Raw genomic sequence first — 16,281 nt, 5'->3', positions numbered from 1 at the left:
CTCTCCTTATCTCTGGCTAAGGGGAGATTTAATCTAGTTTGTTGTCAGCATAGATTTAGAAGGTATTTGAAAAGTCCTGCAAGGAAAAGATTTGAAAGATATCATGATAGTTTTTTTTATAATGATCAGTTATCTTTCTGAGTATTCTGAACAATAGATTCTTTGCAAAACCTTGTAAAATATTTAGAACTTTTTAAAAGTAGATAGGAGTCTTGAAATTATGGGCACATGGGATGCAACGATTTTTGGAAATGACACCTCCTTAGATATTAAAGAAGAATTCTTCGAGAGATACAATCAAGGAGAAGATGCAAATACAATTAAAAATGACTTGACGTCGGATTTATACGATGACGATATGTATGATGTCTTGTTCGCCTTGGCACACTGTTTATGGGAAGTTGGGCAATTAGATGACGAATTCTTGCTTGAAATTAAAGAAATCATTCTCAACAAAGAGGATTTAGAACTTGCCCAAGAATTGGGTGCAGATAGTGAATTTTTAGAACAAAGAAGTGAAAATCTAGAAAAGTTTTTAGAAAAAATTAGTATAAAAAAAGAAAATCCCAAAAAGAGAATTGCTCCGCCTGTTCCTGTAGAAAGCAAATATAGGAACGGTGCTGTGATTGTTTTTCAGTATGAAGATGGCATATACGGTGCTTTGATAGCAGTAGATGGAGCTTTCTTTGATAAGGAAACCTATTATGCTTATCTGCAGACTGATATTAAAATGCCCACAAAACCCACTATGGAAGATGTGCTATCAGCACGAATTCTCGATCCAAGTTTTCATAGTGCAGAATACAATTCATTTCGTGACTCTAAGTATTACTACTCTTTTGTAAATTGTATTTCAGGTTATTTAAAAAGTACAGCAACTAAAAAATTTGAAAAATACAATGATAGTGTTTTTGAAATAATAGGCTATCTTTCAGATTGGGGGAGCTGCTGTAGCGCGGCTTCTGGAGGATTTGATTACTATAAACAAAAATCAAGTGATGAGTTTAAGATAAGCGTTGTAAAGGAATTGAATAAAAGATTTGATGAAAAACTTAATACTCGAACAGAATTGATTATTGATGAAATCGACAAAGAATTTATCCTTTCTAACACGAGAAAAGGTGGTGAATAAAGGCTCTTTAGTATAAATTCTCTATAAAACTTCTCAAATCTCAATAGATACTTTTAAAAGTGGTTTAGATAGCCACTTTTTGTTATAATAGAGGCAGTATAAACGAAGGAGTTGACTATGCAACACTCATCTTGGCATGCTTTGATTAAAGAGCAATTACCTGAGGGTTATTTTGGGAAAATCAATCACTTTATGGAGCAGGTTTATGCCCAAGGAACTGTATATCCTCCTAAAGAAAAGGTTTTTCAGGCTCTTATAACAACTCCTCTGGAAGAGGTTAAGGTGGCGATTCTAGGCCAAGATCCCTATCATGGGCCTGGTCAAGCTCAGGGCTTGAGTTTTTCAGTTCCAGATTCTATTCCAGCACCTCCTTCCTTGCAAAATATTCTAAAGGAACTTGCTGATGATATTGGTCTAAAAGCTTCACATGATTTGACTACTTGGGCCGAGCAGGGGGTCTTGCTTCTCAATGCTTGCTTGACGGTTCCTGCTGGTCAAGCAAATGGTCATGCTGGGCAGATATGGGAACCTTTTACAGATGCTGTGATCAAGGTTGTCAATAATATTGATAGACCCGTAGTTTTTGTACTTTGGGGTGCTTATGCACGTAAGAAGAAGTCCTTGGTTACAAATCCTCAGCACTTGATTATCGAATCAGCCCACCCAAGTCCTCTTTCAGTTTACAGAGGATTTTGGGGTTCCAAGCCTTTTACCAAGGCCAATGCATTCTTAAAAGAAAGTGGACAAGAGCCAATTGATTGGCTTAGATAAGGAGAGAATATGCCCCAGTTAGCGACAATTTGCTACATTGATAATGGAAAAGAATTGCTCATGCTTCATCGCAATAAAAAGCCTAATGATGTCCATGAAGGGAAATGGATCGGTGTAGGTGGAAAGTTAGAACGGGGGGAAACTCCACAAGAATGTGCTGCTCGTGAAATTCTTGAAGAAACTGGTCTAAAAGCAAAACCAGTATTAAAAGGAGTTATCACCTTTCCAGAGTTTACACCAGACCTTGACTGGTACACCTATGTATTTAAAGTAACTGAGTTTGAAGGTGAGTTGATTGACTGTAATGAAGGAACCTTAGAATGGGTTCCTTACGATGAGGTTTTAAGTAAGCCGACCTGGGAAGGGGACCATACCTTTGTAGAGTGGCTTTTAGAAGATAAACCCTTCTTTTCAGCTAAATTTGTCTATGATGGTGATAAATTATTGGATACCCAAGTGGATTTCTACGAATAAAGGAGTAAAGCGATGTTAGTAATCAAAAACGGCCGTGTAATGGATCCTAAGTCTGGTTTGGATCAAGTCAGTGATATTTTAGTTGAAAATGGAAAAATCCTTAAAATCGCTCCTCGAATCGATGTTGAGGAAGTTCAAGTAATAGATGCTACTGGTCTTGTAGTTGCGCCTGGATTGGTGGATATCCATGTTCATTTCCGTGAACCTGGTCAAACTCATAAAGAAGACATTCATACAGGAGCACTAGCAGCAGCTGCAGGTGGATTTACAACTGTCGTTATGATGGCTAATACTAATCCAACTATCTCAGATATTGAGACTTTGCAGGAAGTTCTTCAATCTGCGGCAAAAGAAAAGATCAACGTTAAATCTGTAGCAACAATTACCAAGAGCTTTAATGGCCAAGATTTGACTGACTTTAAGTCGCTTTTAGAAGCTGGAGCTGTTGGATTTTCTGATGATGGGATTCCACTTGAAAGCAGTAAAGTGGTCAAGGAAGCCATGGAAGAGGCTAAAAAGTTAAACACCTTTATCAGTCTGCACGAAGAAGATCCTGGACTGAATGGTACGCTAGGTTTTAATGAAAACATCGCTAAAGAACATTTCCATATCTGCGGTGCTACCGGGGTTGCAGAATACGCTATGATAGCTCGTGATGTCATGATTGCCTATGCAACCAAGGCTCATGTTCATATCCAGCATTTGTCAAAAGAAGAAAGTGTCAAAGTTGTTGAGTTTGCTCAAAATATGGGAGCAAACGTAACTGCAGAAGTAGCTCCCCAGCATTTTTCTAAGACTGAAGCTCTTCTTTTGACTAAAGGAAGTAACGCTAAGATGAATCCACCTCTTCGTCTGGAGTCTGACCGTCGTGCAGTTATTGAAGGGCTTAAATCTGGAGTCATTTCTGTCATTGCTACTGACCACGCGCCTCACCATGCTGACGAAAAAAATGTTGAGGATATTACCAAAGCTCCATCAGGTATGACAGGTTTAGAAACTTCTTTGTCACTCGGTTTAACTTACTTAGTAGAAGCTGGTGAGCTAACCCTGATGGAATTATTAGAAAAAATGACAGTAAACCCTGCCAAATTGTATAATTTTGAAGCAGGATATTTGGCTGAAAACGGCCCAGCTGATATTACAATTTTCGATGATAAAGCTGACCGAATTGTTGATACGCATTTTGCTTCTAAAGCAGCTAATTCACCATTCATTGGTGAACAATTAAAAGGGCAGGTTAAATATACTATTTGTATGGGACAAATCGTTTATCAAGCAGATTAGGAGCTTGAGGATGAATTATTTTCGTAAACTTAGAAATCGTAAATGAAATGCTTGCCATGGAGTATATTGTCCAGCCGCTAACCGTGCTAAAATTCAGTATGAAACCAAGGAAAAAGCTGATCATGCTGTAGAGTTTGATAATGGTGGCTTGGTTAGAAGCTATTATTGCGCCTCATGTAATTGCTGGCACACGACATCAAAAACTAGTAATCCACCTTTGAGCTTGAGAAAATACGGCTTAAAGCTTTTTGGCTTGGATGAAAAGGAGTAGAAAGAGTAGGTATGCATTCAACAGAAACTATTAAAGACAAAATCATCTTATTTTTAAAAATTTTCTTTCCTATTTTAATTTATCAATTCTCTAATTATTCCGCATCTTTTGTCGATACCACGATGACGGGCCAATATAATACTCTCGATCTAGCGGGTGTTTCAATTGCAACTAGTTTATGGAATCCTTTCTTTACCTTTTTGACTGGAATTGTCTCAGCCTTGGTCCCTATTATTGGTCACCATTTGGGACAAGGAAAAAAGAAAGAAGTTTCTTCGGATTTTTATCAATTTCTTTATTTGGCTTTAGCCTTATCTATCGTACTTTTTGTCTTGGTTTTCTTTTTAGCACCAATTGTGTTACAATTCATGGGACTGGAAGTGGCTGTATCCAGCGTTGCCATACGTTATCTATGGCTCTTAGCCATCGGTATTATTCCTCTCTTACTCTTTAGTGTTATTCGTTCGTTACTGGATGCACTAGGACTGACAAAATTGTCTATGTATCTCATGCTACTTTTACTTCCTTTAAATAGTGGATTTAACTATTTACTAATATATGGAGCTTTTGGTTTTCCTGAGTTAGGAGGTGCAGGAGCAGGTCTGGGGACTTCCCTTGCCTACTGGGCTTTGTTGCTGATTTCGGTTTTGGTCTTGTTAAAGCATAAAAAGCTCAAGGAATATCAACTCCAAAGACCTATGCCCCTACAAATCAAAAAAATCAAGGAAGCTATTTATCTTGGTCTACCAATAGGTGGAACTGTATTTGCAGAAGTTGCTATTTTTTCAGCCGTTGGCTTGATTATGGCAAAGTTTTCATCATTGATAATAGCTAGTCATCAGTCTGCTATGAATTTTTCTTCTCTCATGTACGCCTTTCCTATGAGCATTTCAACAGCAATGGCTATTGTGATTTCTTATGAGGTAGGAGCTAAACGTTTAGACGATGCTAAACAGTATATCCATATTGGTCGTTTAACAGCGATGGTGTTTGCAGTTTTAACACTTAGTTTTCTCTACATCTATCGTGAAAATGTAGCCAGTCTCTATGGTCATGATCCAGAATTTATCCAACTAACAGCTTCTTTTATGACCTATAGCTTATTCTTCCAGTTAGCTGATACCTTTGCGGCACCTTTGCAAGGAATTTTAAGAGGTTACAAGGATACGATTGTTCCTTTTTGCCTTGGTCTTCTTGGATACTGGGGTGTAGGGATTCCGCTTGGCTTATATCTTGATTATTCGACTAGTTTAGGTGCGTACTCCTATTGGATTGCTCTCATCATTAGTTTAATGGTAAGTGGAATTCTTTATCAGTGGCGTTTACAAGTTATTATGAAAAGATTCAAATAATTTGTTGAAAAATGATGAAAAAATAACTTGTGAAATTTGTATTTTATATAAAGAAAAGTCTTGATTTTACTGACTTTTCTTTTTTTATATTGTGAAAAATTGCAGGCATATTTTTTGACACAAATTAACCTATACAGTAAAATAGAACTATAAGAATTTAAACTTAGAAAGGCAAGATTATGTCAACTTTAGATAAAAATCTTTTGCTTGAGATGTTCCGTAAGATGGAAGAAATTCGTCGTATGGACTTAAAAATTGCTCAATTAGTAAAAAAAGGAAAAGTGCCAGGAATGACGCACTTTTCTGTTGGTGAGGAAGCTGCTAACGTTGGGGCTATGTTGGCTCTAAACGAGGATGACCTCATCACCTCAAATCACCGTGGTCACGGGCAAGCCATTGCTAAAGGAATCGACCTCAATGGGATGATGGCTGAAATTCTTGGTAAATACACTGGAACTTGTAAAGGTAAAGGTGGATCTATGCATATCGCAGACCTAGATGCTGGTAACCTTGGTGCCAATGGTATCGTAGGTGGTGGTATGGGGATTGCAGTAGGTGCAGCCCTTACTCAACAAATGAAAAACACTGGTAAAATCGTTGTCTGCTTCTTTGGTGACGGTGCAACAAACGAAGGTGTTTTCCACGAAGCTGTTAATATGGCTTCAATTTGGAATCTTCCGGTAATTTTCTACTGTATCAATAACGGTTATGGAATCTCTGCTGATATTAAGAAAATGACAAATGTCAAGCATATCCATGAGCGTAGTGCTGCTTACGGTATTCCTGGAATGTTTATCGAAGACGGTAACAATGTTATCGATGTCTACGAAGGATTTAAGAAAGCAGTCGACCATGTTCGTTCTGGTAAAGGCCCTGTCTTAATCGAAAGTGTGACCTACCGTTGGCTTGGACACTCATCATCAGACCCTGGTAAATATCGTACACGTGAAGAAGTCGATATGTGGAAGGAAAAAGACCCAATCGAAAACCTTCGCAAGTACCTTGTTGAGAATAAAATTGCTAGTGCAGAAGAACTTGAAGAAATTCAAGCACAAGTTAAGGAAGCAGTGGAAGCATCTGTTAAATTTGCTGAAGAGAGTCCATTCCCTCCACTAGAATCAGCTTTTGAAGATATATACGCAGACTAAGGAGAAGTAGAGAAAATATGGAAACTAAATTAATGTCTTTCCGCGATACCATTATCCTTGCAATGTCTGAGGAAATGCGTCGCGATGAAAATGTACTCTTGATGGGTGAAGATGTCGGTGTCTTCGGTGGAGACTTTGGTACATCTGTAGGTATGCTTGAAGAATTTGGACCAGAACGTGTACGTGACTGTCCGATTTCCGAAGCAGCGATTTCTGGAGCAGCTGCTGGTGCTGCTATGACTGGACTTCGCCCAATCGTTGACATGACTTTCATGGACTTTTCTGTTATTGCCATGGATAATATCGTCAACCAAGCAGCTAAAACTCGTTACATGTTTGGTGGTAAAGGTCAAGTACCAATTACAATCCGCTGTGCCGCTGGTAATGGAGTAGGTTCTGCAGCGCAACACTCACAATCATTGGAATCTTGGTTCACACACATCCCTGGATTGAAAGTTGTTGCTCCAGGTACACCAGCTGATATGAAGGGACTTCTTAAGTCTTCTATCCGTGACAACAATCCTGTTATCATTCTTGAATACAAATCAGAATTTAACCAAAAAGGTGAAGTTCCTGTTGATCCAGACTATACTATCCCACTTGGTGTCGGAGAAATCAAACGCGAAGGAACTGATGTAACAGTAGTAACATACGGTAAAATGCTTCGTCGTGTCATGCAAGCAGCTGAAGAATTGGCTGAAGAAGGGATTTCAGTTGAAGTAGTAGACCCACGTACTTTGGTTCCACTTGATAAAGACATCATCATTAACTCAGTTAAGAAGACTGGAAAAGTAGTTCTTGTCAACGATGCCCACAAGACAAGTGGTTTTATCGGTGAAATTTCAGCTATTATCTCAGAATCAGAAGCATTCGATTATTTAGATGCACCTATTCGCCGTTGTGCAGGTGAGGATGTACCGATGCCTTACGCACAAAATCTTGAAAATGCAATGATTCCAACAGTTGAAAGCATCAAAGATGCTATTCGTAAAACTCACAACAAACAATAATACATAATATAAATTATGTAAACAAGACTTATTAGAGATACGTTTTGTATCTAAGTAAGTTGAAAAGTTGCGACAGGAGAGAGTCGGGTCGATATTAACCGACGAACGACTTAGTAAGTCTACTAGGTTAACCGCCTTATAGCGGCAACCGTAGTAACTTGAGATACGTTTCGTATCCAAGTTACTTGTAGAGTTGTAACTGAATCCGGACGGAGGACTGTGAAAAAAAGATAGATTTCCTTGTGTTCATCGAACACATCGTCAATCTCCTATTTTTTCATTGCCCTCTTCGTCCTTAATATCTTATAATAGAATAGGAGAGGTCATGGCTGATGATAAGCTAAGAGCGACTCCTGCAGCTAGAAAATTAGCGGATGATTTAGGAATTAATCTCTACGATATTTCTGGCTCAGGCGCAAACGGTCGTGTCCACAAAGAAGACGTGGAAACATATAAAGACACAAACGTGGTTCGCATTTCGCCACTTGCAAAACGAATTGCCCTTGAACATAACATTGCATGGCAAGAAATTCAAGGAACTGGTCATCGTGGTAAAATCATGAAGAAGGATGTTTTAGCCTTCCTTCCTGAAAATATCGAGAACGAAACAATCAAGTCACCTGCTCAAATCGAAAAAGTGGAAGAAGTCCCAGAAAACGTAACTCCTTATGGGGAAATCGAGCGTATTCCAATGACACCGATGCGTAAGGTTATTGCTCAACGTATGGTTGAATCTTACTTGACTGCACCAACCTTTACACTTAACTACGATGTCGATATGTCTGAAATGCTTGCCCTTCGTAAGAAAGTTCTTGATCCAATCATGGAAGCAACTGGTAAGAAAATCACTGTTACAGACTTGCTTTCACTTGCGGTTGTTAAAACTCTTATGAAACACCCATACATTAACGCTTCATTAACTGAAGATGGTAAGACAATTATCACTCACAACTATGTCAACCTTGCGATGGCGGTTGGTATGGATAATGGATTGATGACACCAGTTGTCTATAATGCAGAAAAAATGAGCTTGTCTGAGTTGGTAGTTGCCTTCAAAGATGTTATCGGACGTACTTTGGATGGTAAACTAGCTCCTAGCGAATTGCAAAATTCAACCTTCACCATCAGTAACTTGGGAATGTTTGGTGTTCAATCATTCGGTCCAATCATTAACCAACCGAACTCAGCAATTCTTGGTGTTAGCTCAACAGTTGAAAAACCTGTTGTAGTCAATGGTGAAATCGTGATTCGTCCAATTATGAGTCTTGGTTTAACAATTGACCACCGTGTCGTAGATGGTATGGCTGGTGCTAAGTTTATGAAAGACTTGAAAGCTTTAATTGAAAACCCAATCTCAATGTTGGTTTAAAGTATTTGTTTTAGAAATATAGATAGAGGAAGTAAGATATGGCCTTAGAAGTAATTATGCCAAAAGCCGGCGTGGATATGACAGAAGGACAAATCGTCCAATGGAATAAAAAAGTCGGAGAATTTGTAAAAGAAGGAGAAATCCTTTTGGAAATCATGACTGACAAAGTCAGCATGGAATTGGAAGCAGAAGAAGACGGTTACTTGATCGCTATCCTAAAAGGGGACGGCGAGACTGTTCCTGTTACTGAAGTTATCGGTTATCTTGGTGAAGAAGGGGAAAATATCCCAACAGCTGGAGCAGCTGCACCAGAAGCTAGCCCAGCACCTGCAGCAAGTGCTTCGAACGATGATGGTAAGAGCGATGATGCTTATGATATCGTTGTTATTGGTGGTGGACCTGCTGGTTATGTTTCTGCCATTAAAGCAGCTCAATTAGGTGGTAAGGTTGCTCTTGTTGAGAAATCAGAACTTGGTGGAACCTGCTTGAACCGTGGATGTATCCCAACCAAGACTTACCTTCACAACGCTGAAATCATTGAAAATATCGGTCATGCAGCAAATCGTGGTATCGTGATTGAAAACCCTAACTTCACTGTTGATATGGAAAAACTTTTAGAAACTAAATCTAAAGTTGTGAATACTCTTGTTGGTGGTGTTGCAGGACTTCTTCGTAGCTACGGAGTTGATGTTCATAAGGGTATCGGTACTATCACTAAAGATAAGAATGTTTTGGTAAACGGTTCTGAATTACTTGAAACTAAGAAGATCATCCTTGCTGGTGGTTCAAAAGTCAGCAAGATCAACGTCCCTGGTATGGAATCTCCACTTGTCATGACCAGTGATGATATTCTTGAAATGAATGGAGTTCCAGAAAGCCTCGTAATCATCGGTGGTGGCGTTGTCGGTATTGAACTCGGTCAGGCCTTCATGACATTTGGTTCAAAAGTGACTGTTATTGAAATGATGGACCGTATCGTTCCAGCTATGGATGCGGAAGTTTCTAAGAATCTTCGTTTGATCCTTGAACGTAAAGGAATGACCATCTTAACAGGTACTAAACTGCAAGAAATCATTGAAGAAGATGGCAAACTCCGTATCAAAGTTGAAGGAAAAGATGATATCATCGCAAATAAAGCTCTTCTTTCAATCGGTCGTGTTCCAGACCTTGAAGGTATCGGAGATGTTGAATTTGAATTAGACCGTGGTCGTATCAAGGTTAACGAGTACATGGAAACTTCTGTTCCAGGTATCTATGCACCAGGTGATATCAACGGTACTAAGATGTTGGCTCACGCTGCCTTCCGTATGGGTGAAGTTGCTGCTGAAAATGCCCTTAAAGGAAATCACCATGTTGCTAAATTGAACTTGACTCCTGCAGCTATCTACACACTTCCAGAAGTAGCAGCAGTTGGTTTGACAGAAGAGCAAGCACGTGAGAAATACGATGTTGCTATCGGTAAATTCAACTTTGCGGCTAACGGACGTGCCATTGCTTCAGATGCTGCTCAAGGATTTGTTAAAGTCATTGCAGACAAGAAATATGGTGAAATCCTTGGTGTTCATATCATTGGTCCTGCTGCTGCAGAGTTGATCAATGAAGCGTCAAGTATCATCGAAATGGAAATCACTGTTGAAGAAATGCTTAAGACAATCCACGGTCATCCAACATACTCTGAAGTTATGTACGAAGCATTTGCTGATGTTCTTGGAATGGCTATCCATTCACCTAAGAAAAAATAAAAATAGATAGACTAGACTGGAATTATTTTCCAGTCTCTATCGTATTAGAAGGTATCTTATGAAATACATTATCAATCATTCAAACGACACTGCCTTTAATATTGCTTTAGAGGAGTACGCTTTTAAACATCTCCTTGATGAGGATCAAATCTTCCTTCTTTGGATTAACAAACCATCTATTATTGTAGGACGTCACCAAAACACTATCGAAGAAATTAACCGTGATTATGTTCGTGAAAATGGAATTGAAGTAGTGCGTCGTATCAGTGGTGGTGGAGCTGTTTACCATGATTTGAACAACCTTAACTATACTATCATTTCTAAAGAAGATGAAAATAAGGCTTTTGACTTCAAGAGCTTCTCTACACCAGTTATCAATACTTTGGCAGAACTTGGTGTTAAAGCTCAATTTACAGGCCGTAACGACTTGGAAATCGACGGTAAGAAATTCTGTGGAAATGCACAAGCCTATATCAATGGCCGTATCATGCATCATGGTTGTCTTCTCTTTGACGTGGATTTGTCAGTCCTAGCTAACGCACTTAAAGTGTCTAAAGATAAGTTTGAATCAAAAGGGGTTAAATCAGTCCGTGCTCGAGTAACTAATATTATCGATGAGTTGCCAGAAAAGATCACTGTTGAAGAATTCCGTGACTTACTTTTGGAATACATGAAAAAAGAATACCCTGAGATGACTGAGTATGTATTCTCAGATGAAGAATTGGCTGAAATCAATCGCATCAAAGAAACTAAGTTTGGAACTTGGGACTGGAACTATGGGAAATCACCTGAATACAATGTCCGTCGTGGAACTAAATTCCCAAGCGGTAAGGTTGAAATCTTCGCTAACGTCATTGAATCCAAGATCCAAGACATCAAGATTTATGGAGACTTCTTTGGTATCGAAGACGTAGCAGCAGTAGAAGATGTCCTTCGTGGCATTAAATACGAACGTGAAGATGTTCTTAAAGCCCTTCAAACCATTAACCTAGGCCGTTACTTCGCAGGAATTACTGCAGAAGAAATTGCTGAAGCTATTGTTGAATAAAGTAAAAGATATCCATTTAACATGGATATCTTTTATCTTAGACTTGATATTCAAAAATAATGAGAGTAGAATAAAGAGGAAATCTGAACAAAAAGGGGATCATATTCGATGATGAAAATTCCAATGGAAAAACTTGGTCTATTTGAACAGTTAGATCGTATAGTAGTGGCTTTTTTTAGCAAGCAACAACCTTCAAGTCCATATGATTTGAATATCAGTATTACACAAGAACACCTTGACCAGAAAAAGCAAGAGCTAGAACCATTAGGCTATCAGGGTGTCCAACTACCATTAGGAATGGCTTTAGATAATATCATCCAGCAACCTCATTATAAAAGCTTAATCATTGGTGGACTTGCTTCTGACGAAATTATAGTCAGCAAAGAAGAATTAATGCCTTTGAAAGATATTGTGGACAGTTTTTGTATTATGTACGCTGCAGCGAATAACAGACTGGAAAATAGTAAGGCTTATGAATTAATGAAAGATAAGACAGTTTATTTTATTGGAAAACTATTTACAGATACTCCAAATGCCGGTGATGAAATTGCTTATTTAGGAATTGATCGAATAGCGGGCGATGGTACACCATATGAAGCTGTTAAATGCTTTCTAACGGAAGAGAGTGCAGAGAAATTCAATGATGAAAAAAGACCGGTCACCCCTGCAAACTTGGCTTATCTAAAATCATTTTGGGGAAAACCAGTCATTATTGAGCCACATCGTAATTATTGGATCGAATTTTTATAGAAAGAAAAAAAGAGCGTAAGATTCGATAAAAAAATCTACGCTCTTTTTTTACACTAATACATTACATAATTTATATTATGTATCTTATAAACTATCCAAGGCGTTTTTCTGTTCGTCATTGACAATATGGGTATACAGGTCGGTGACTTGTGTGCTAGCATGTCCTAGTTGATGACTTACCAAAACCTGTGACTTGGTTGCATCATAGAGACGGGTTGCAAGCGTATGGCGTAGTTTGTGGGGAGTTACGCGGACTTTAAAGTCTTCTGAATACTTGGCCACCATCTTTTCAACACTAGAAGCATCGATACGGTTTGGAACACCTCGATACAAGGTTAAGAAGAGGGCTGTATCGGTCTTTTCTGTCTTATAACGTTTGTCTCGAATAGCGAGATATTGCTCTAAATAAGGCTTAGCAAAGGCAGCCACATTGACTGAGTCTCGTTTTCCACCTTTTCGAGTGACGTCAATCACCATCATTTTAAGGTTGAGATCTCGAAGATCTAGGTTAACTGCCTCAGAAAGACGGACACCAGAGGCAAGAAGAAGTGCGATAATGGCTAAATCTCGCTCCTTATTCTTGTTAAAGGACGATAAGGCTCGATTTGAGAGAGTTTTAGGGTATTCCTCATCTATATAATTCAAAAATCCCTCTGTTTCATCACCTAAAAAGAGCTTTTGCTTGATATTTTCAGCTCGCGCAGCCAAGGTTTCTTTCTTTTTCTTGGTAGCAACCTTCTTCATGACATTACGATAGAAATAAGGTTCCCCTTGCTCGTTTTCAACTTCCTCAGTTAAATACTTATAAAGACTAGAAAGTGCCGAAAGGGTACGGTTAATGGTTGTTTGAGAAACCCCGTTTTTCGTCGTATTGGCATTGAGCAGTGGACGTTCACGCAAGTAAAGAATAAAAGATTCCATGTCTTTCTTGGTCATGTGCTCCAGAACGTCTAAGGGAATATTGACCATGGTGTCAGCATCTGATATGCCAGATTCTAAAACCCAGGTGAAAAATCGATCGTATTCCTTTAAGTATTCGTATAAGGTCGTAAAACTGTACGGAACAGCCAGTTTTGATTGGTAATATTCTAAGACGTACCAAGGCATGACTTGTTTGAGTTTATCGATACGTTCTAATAAGATCTCGCGTTTCATGTTTTTCTCCAAATCTTTCTATACTAGTAGTATAGCATAGCTAGATATATTTTTCAAGAAAATTTTAGTTTTTCGGAAAGATGTTATAGGGGCTATATAGGAATGGATAACTTAAAAACCAGTAACCAAAAATTTTTTTAGAGCTAATTATACTCAATTATGTACTTTATTTAAGTGAAAACTAAAAATTGTTCAAATGTACATTAACTTTTAGTTTTTCTATCAATGTTTAAATAACTTTTACATAAACTTATAATTTTTTCTAAAAACAATAAAATCCAAATCAACAAAGTGATTTGGATTTTTAACTATCTATTAAATGTTCAAAATTATTCTAAATACTATTTAATATGTTTTATACTTAACTTTGCTAGACATTACTAGATAACATGATGCAACAATAACAATAATTCTGATTAGATACATTCCGTAATGGTCGTCACTCATAGTCAATTGAGAAAATACATTAATCATTGAATGTGTCATCACACAAATCCAGAGATTTTTTGTTTTTAAATAAAGAGATGAAAGAATAAACGAATTTGTCAGCAACCCAAATAAAAAAGGTACTATTTGAAGGATGGCTAGAGAACCATCTATATAAAAGAACAATAAATGCCAAATTGACCATATGATAAATGTTAAAATTGTCGCTTGAAAATAGTGGAACTTTTCTTGTAAAAGTGGCTGAAATACATATCTCCAACCAATTTCCTCCAAACCTCCAAATACAATAAACTTTAAAAACATCAGAAAAGGAAGATACCAGATAAATTGTACGATTTTCCCCCAAAAAAATAGAAAAGAGAAATCAAGAATAATAAGAAAAAATGCTAATAAATAATGTTTGTAACTGGTCTGAATGTTAAAAAAATCTTTTATTATTTTCTTTAAGTCAATCTCATAATAGCAAATGGCAACAATGCTACCCCATAAGGCTGTAGAGATTCCACCAATCATTACTCCGAAAACATTTACTAGAACAGAATGAACGCCATAATGATTGCAGAAAAATACAACTAAACAAACTAATAATAGTTGACTAAAAGTCCCAAGTAAATAAACTGCAAGAGCTTTATTTCTACTCATAGCATCTCCTTTTGGTTATAAAAAACAGTCTAAGAGTTACATTTTGTGCATAAATAAAATTATGTAATAGATATATTTTCAATCTTTTTATTACTAAATCTACATAACTTAAATTATGTTTTTATAGTAGTAAATCTTTCACTTTTCCAATTTCACTTTTTGGAATCACGAGATGAATCATATCACCTAGATACATCCTTGTAGATCCATTAACTGTCTTACTTTTGCCATTATGTACTTGGGTTGTGATGAGTACGTTGTGTGGTAAATTGAGTTCATGTACTTGCTTACCAGCTATTTTGTCTGATACTGGAATTTCAATTAGGGTAATTTCTCCATCATTAGTTGCTGTTTCAGGTAGCATTTTCTCCAGCATGGCTTCATAGACGGGCGCCCCTTTGAGCAGATCCATAACAATATAAGCAACTAGGGTAACCATCCCTAAAGGCATTAGATTTCGGATATCACCGACCATCTCAGTCACAAGAATCATAGCTGTCAAAGGTGCTTTTGAGATAGCACCAAAATACCCACTCATTCCAAGAATCACAAAGATAGGAAATTGCTGTTGGCTAACAAGGCCAAGATTGACACAAATAACACCGACTAGAGCACCAAGTAAGGATCCTAAAGCTAAAATTGGTAAGAAAATACCACCTGGTAGTCCACTTCCATAACTGATCATGCTCCAGATAAAGCGAATGATGAAGTAAAGGAAGAGAATTTTAAAACTAAAATCCTGTTCTGTTAAGGATAAAACAACTTGATTTCCGCCACCAAGTATTTGTGGTAGGAAAATTCCTACTGGAATGATAAGGAGAAAGGCTAGAATAGGATAATAGGCCTTATCCAGATGAATCTTTTGACCAATCCAATCATATACTTTTCCGATATTCAGAACGGCTTTCTCATATAGATATCCAGAAACTCCAAGAAATATCCCCATCACCAGATAAATCCAATATTGACTCAAACTCATTTGAGGAATATTGTCCGGCATATCAAGTACAGGTGTTAAACCAAAGATGAGAAGAGAAACGAAGTTTGCTACTAGACTAGCAGCCAAGGTAGAAACCCAGAAAAATCGTGAAAAATGATGGTAAACTTCTTCTACTACAAATAGGAGTCCTGCAATAGGTGCATTAAAAGCTGCAGCAAGTCCAGCAGCAGCTCCGCTAGCAATCAAAGATCTCTCCTCAACAGGGCTAGACTTGAGCCATTTGGCAATTCCTTTTCCTCCAGCGGCACCTAGCTGAATACTGGGACCTTCACGACCGAGCATGAGCCCACTCGCAATTGCTAATATACCTAAAATATATTTTTTCCAGAGAATACTCCACCATTTGAGAGACATGAGACCTTTTAACTCTGCCTCAACTTGAGGAATACCAGAACCTTTGATATCTTTTTCTGAGCGTGTTAATTTGGCACTAACTAAGCAAATTAGCATATAAAACAATAAAATAATCAATAGATTCCGTATCAGATTCTCTTGGTCATGATAAAATCCTTGAACGATATGAAAGCCTTTTTCGATCAAAAATCGAAATGATCCTACAATAATTCCTACGACTAATCCGACAATAATACCTCGCCCTACTTGAGCTAAGATCGTACTGGACGCGAAGGCAAATTCTTTCTTGGAACTAAGTATTTGCGACTGTTCCTCCATAATTCTCTCCTTTA

General features: G+C 37.8%; 14 protein-coding genes. 11 read left to right on the top strand and 3 right to left on the bottom strand.

Annotated features, from left to right (window positions below; translation table 11 throughout):
- The first annotated feature begins 220 nt into the window (after positions 1-220).
- From HMPREF2619_RS11615 to HMPREF2619_RS07455, 11 genes are all read left to right on the top strand, one after another.
- Positions 221-1,132 carry a hypothetical protein gene (locus tag HMPREF2619_RS11615; protein ID WP_070460445.1) on the top strand — a complete coding sequence of 304 codons (912 nt, stop codon included), beginning with the start codon at positions 221-223 and terminating at the stop codon, positions 1,130-1,132.
- Positions 1,133-1,249: 117 nt separating this feature from the next.
- Positions 1,250-1,903 carry a uracil-DNA glycosylase gene (locus tag HMPREF2619_RS07500; RefSeq protein WP_049509671.1) on the top strand — a complete coding sequence of 218 codons (654 nt, stop codon included), beginning with the start codon at positions 1,250-1,252 and terminating at the stop codon, positions 1,901-1,903.
- Between the two features lie 9 nt (positions 1,904-1,912).
- A complete protein-coding gene (locus tag HMPREF2619_RS07495; RefSeq protein ID WP_001135775.1) occupies positions 1,913-2,377 on the top strand; it encodes an NUDIX hydrolase in 465 nt (154 codons plus the stop codon).
- Positions 2,378-2,389: 12 nt separating this feature from the next.
- Positions 2,390-3,661: a dihydroorotase gene (locus HMPREF2619_RS07490; protein ID WP_070460444.1), complete on the top strand. Its 1,272-nt coding sequence runs from the start codon at positions 2,390-2,392 to the stop codon at positions 3,659-3,661.
- Between the two features lie 282 nt (positions 3,662-3,943).
- Positions 3,944-5,284, top strand: coding sequence for an MATE family efflux transporter (locus HMPREF2619_RS07485; RefSeq protein ID WP_070460441.1), 1,341 nt, complete (start codon positions 3,944-3,946; stop codon positions 5,282-5,284).
- A gap of 179 nt (positions 5,285-5,463) precedes the next feature.
- Complete coding sequence (locus HMPREF2619_RS07480; protein WP_070460439.1) at positions 5,464-6,432, top strand: thiamine pyrophosphate-dependent dehydrogenase E1 component subunit alpha; 969 nt, start codon at positions 5,464-5,466, stop codon at positions 6,430-6,432.
- A 17-nt stretch (positions 6,433-6,449) separates the two neighbouring features.
- A complete protein-coding gene (locus tag HMPREF2619_RS07475) occupies positions 6,450-7,442 on the top strand; it encodes an alpha-ketoacid dehydrogenase subunit beta (RefSeq protein ID WP_006152177.1) in 993 nt (330 codons plus the stop codon).
- A 325-nt stretch (positions 7,443-7,767) separates the two neighbouring features.
- Positions 7,768-8,811 (top strand): dihydrolipoamide acetyltransferase, encoded by a 1,044-nt coding sequence (locus HMPREF2619_RS07470; protein WP_070460437.1) that lies wholly within the window; start codon positions 7,768-7,770, stop codon positions 8,809-8,811.
- Between the two features lie 38 nt (positions 8,812-8,849).
- Positions 8,850-10,553 (top strand): dihydrolipoyl dehydrogenase, encoded by a 1,704-nt coding sequence (lpdA, locus tag HMPREF2619_RS07465; protein ID WP_070460435.1) that lies wholly within the window; start codon positions 8,850-8,852, stop codon positions 10,551-10,553.
- Between the two features lie 58 nt (positions 10,554-10,611).
- Positions 10,612-11,601 (top strand): lipoate--protein ligase, encoded by a 990-nt coding sequence (locus tag HMPREF2619_RS07460; RefSeq protein ID WP_070460433.1) that lies wholly within the window; start codon positions 10,612-10,614, stop codon positions 11,599-11,601.
- Between the two features lie 108 nt (positions 11,602-11,709).
- Positions 11,710-12,351: a hypothetical protein gene (locus HMPREF2619_RS07455; protein ID WP_070460432.1), complete on the top strand. Its 642-nt coding sequence runs from the start codon at positions 11,710-11,712 to the stop codon at positions 12,349-12,351.
- Between the two features lie 84 nt (positions 12,352-12,435).
- On the opposite strand, the gene xerS is transcribed toward HMPREF2619_RS07455, so the two are convergent.
- The 3 genes from xerS to HMPREF2619_RS07440 all read right to left on the bottom strand — a co-directional run bounded on the left by xerS (position 12,436) and on the right by HMPREF2619_RS07440 (position 16,267).
- A complete protein-coding gene (xerS, locus tag HMPREF2619_RS07450; RefSeq protein ID WP_048691193.1) occupies positions 12,436-13,506 on the bottom strand; it encodes a tyrosine recombinase XerS in 1,071 nt (356 codons plus the stop codon).
- Between the two features lie 345 nt (positions 13,507-13,851).
- Positions 13,852-14,595 (bottom strand): CPBP family intramembrane glutamic endopeptidase, encoded by a 744-nt coding sequence (locus HMPREF2619_RS07445; RefSeq protein ID WP_070460430.1) that lies wholly within the window; start codon positions 14,593-14,595, stop codon positions 13,852-13,854.
- A gap of 121 nt (positions 14,596-14,716) precedes the next feature.
- Positions 14,717-16,267 carry a ClC family H(+)/Cl(-) exchange transporter gene (locus HMPREF2619_RS07440; protein ID WP_070460428.1) on the bottom strand — a complete coding sequence of 517 codons (1,551 nt, stop codon included), beginning with the start codon at positions 16,265-16,267 and terminating at the stop codon, positions 14,717-14,719.
- Between the last annotated feature and the right edge of the window lie 14 nt (positions 16,268-16,281).

Source organism: Streptococcus sp. HMSC074B11 (assembly GCF_001808705.1).
Lineage (GTDB): Bacteria > Bacillota > Bacilli > Lactobacillales > Streptococcaceae > Streptococcus.
Note: the sequence above shows the minus strand (reverse complement) of the source record. Positions and strands in the feature narration are given on the sequence as shown.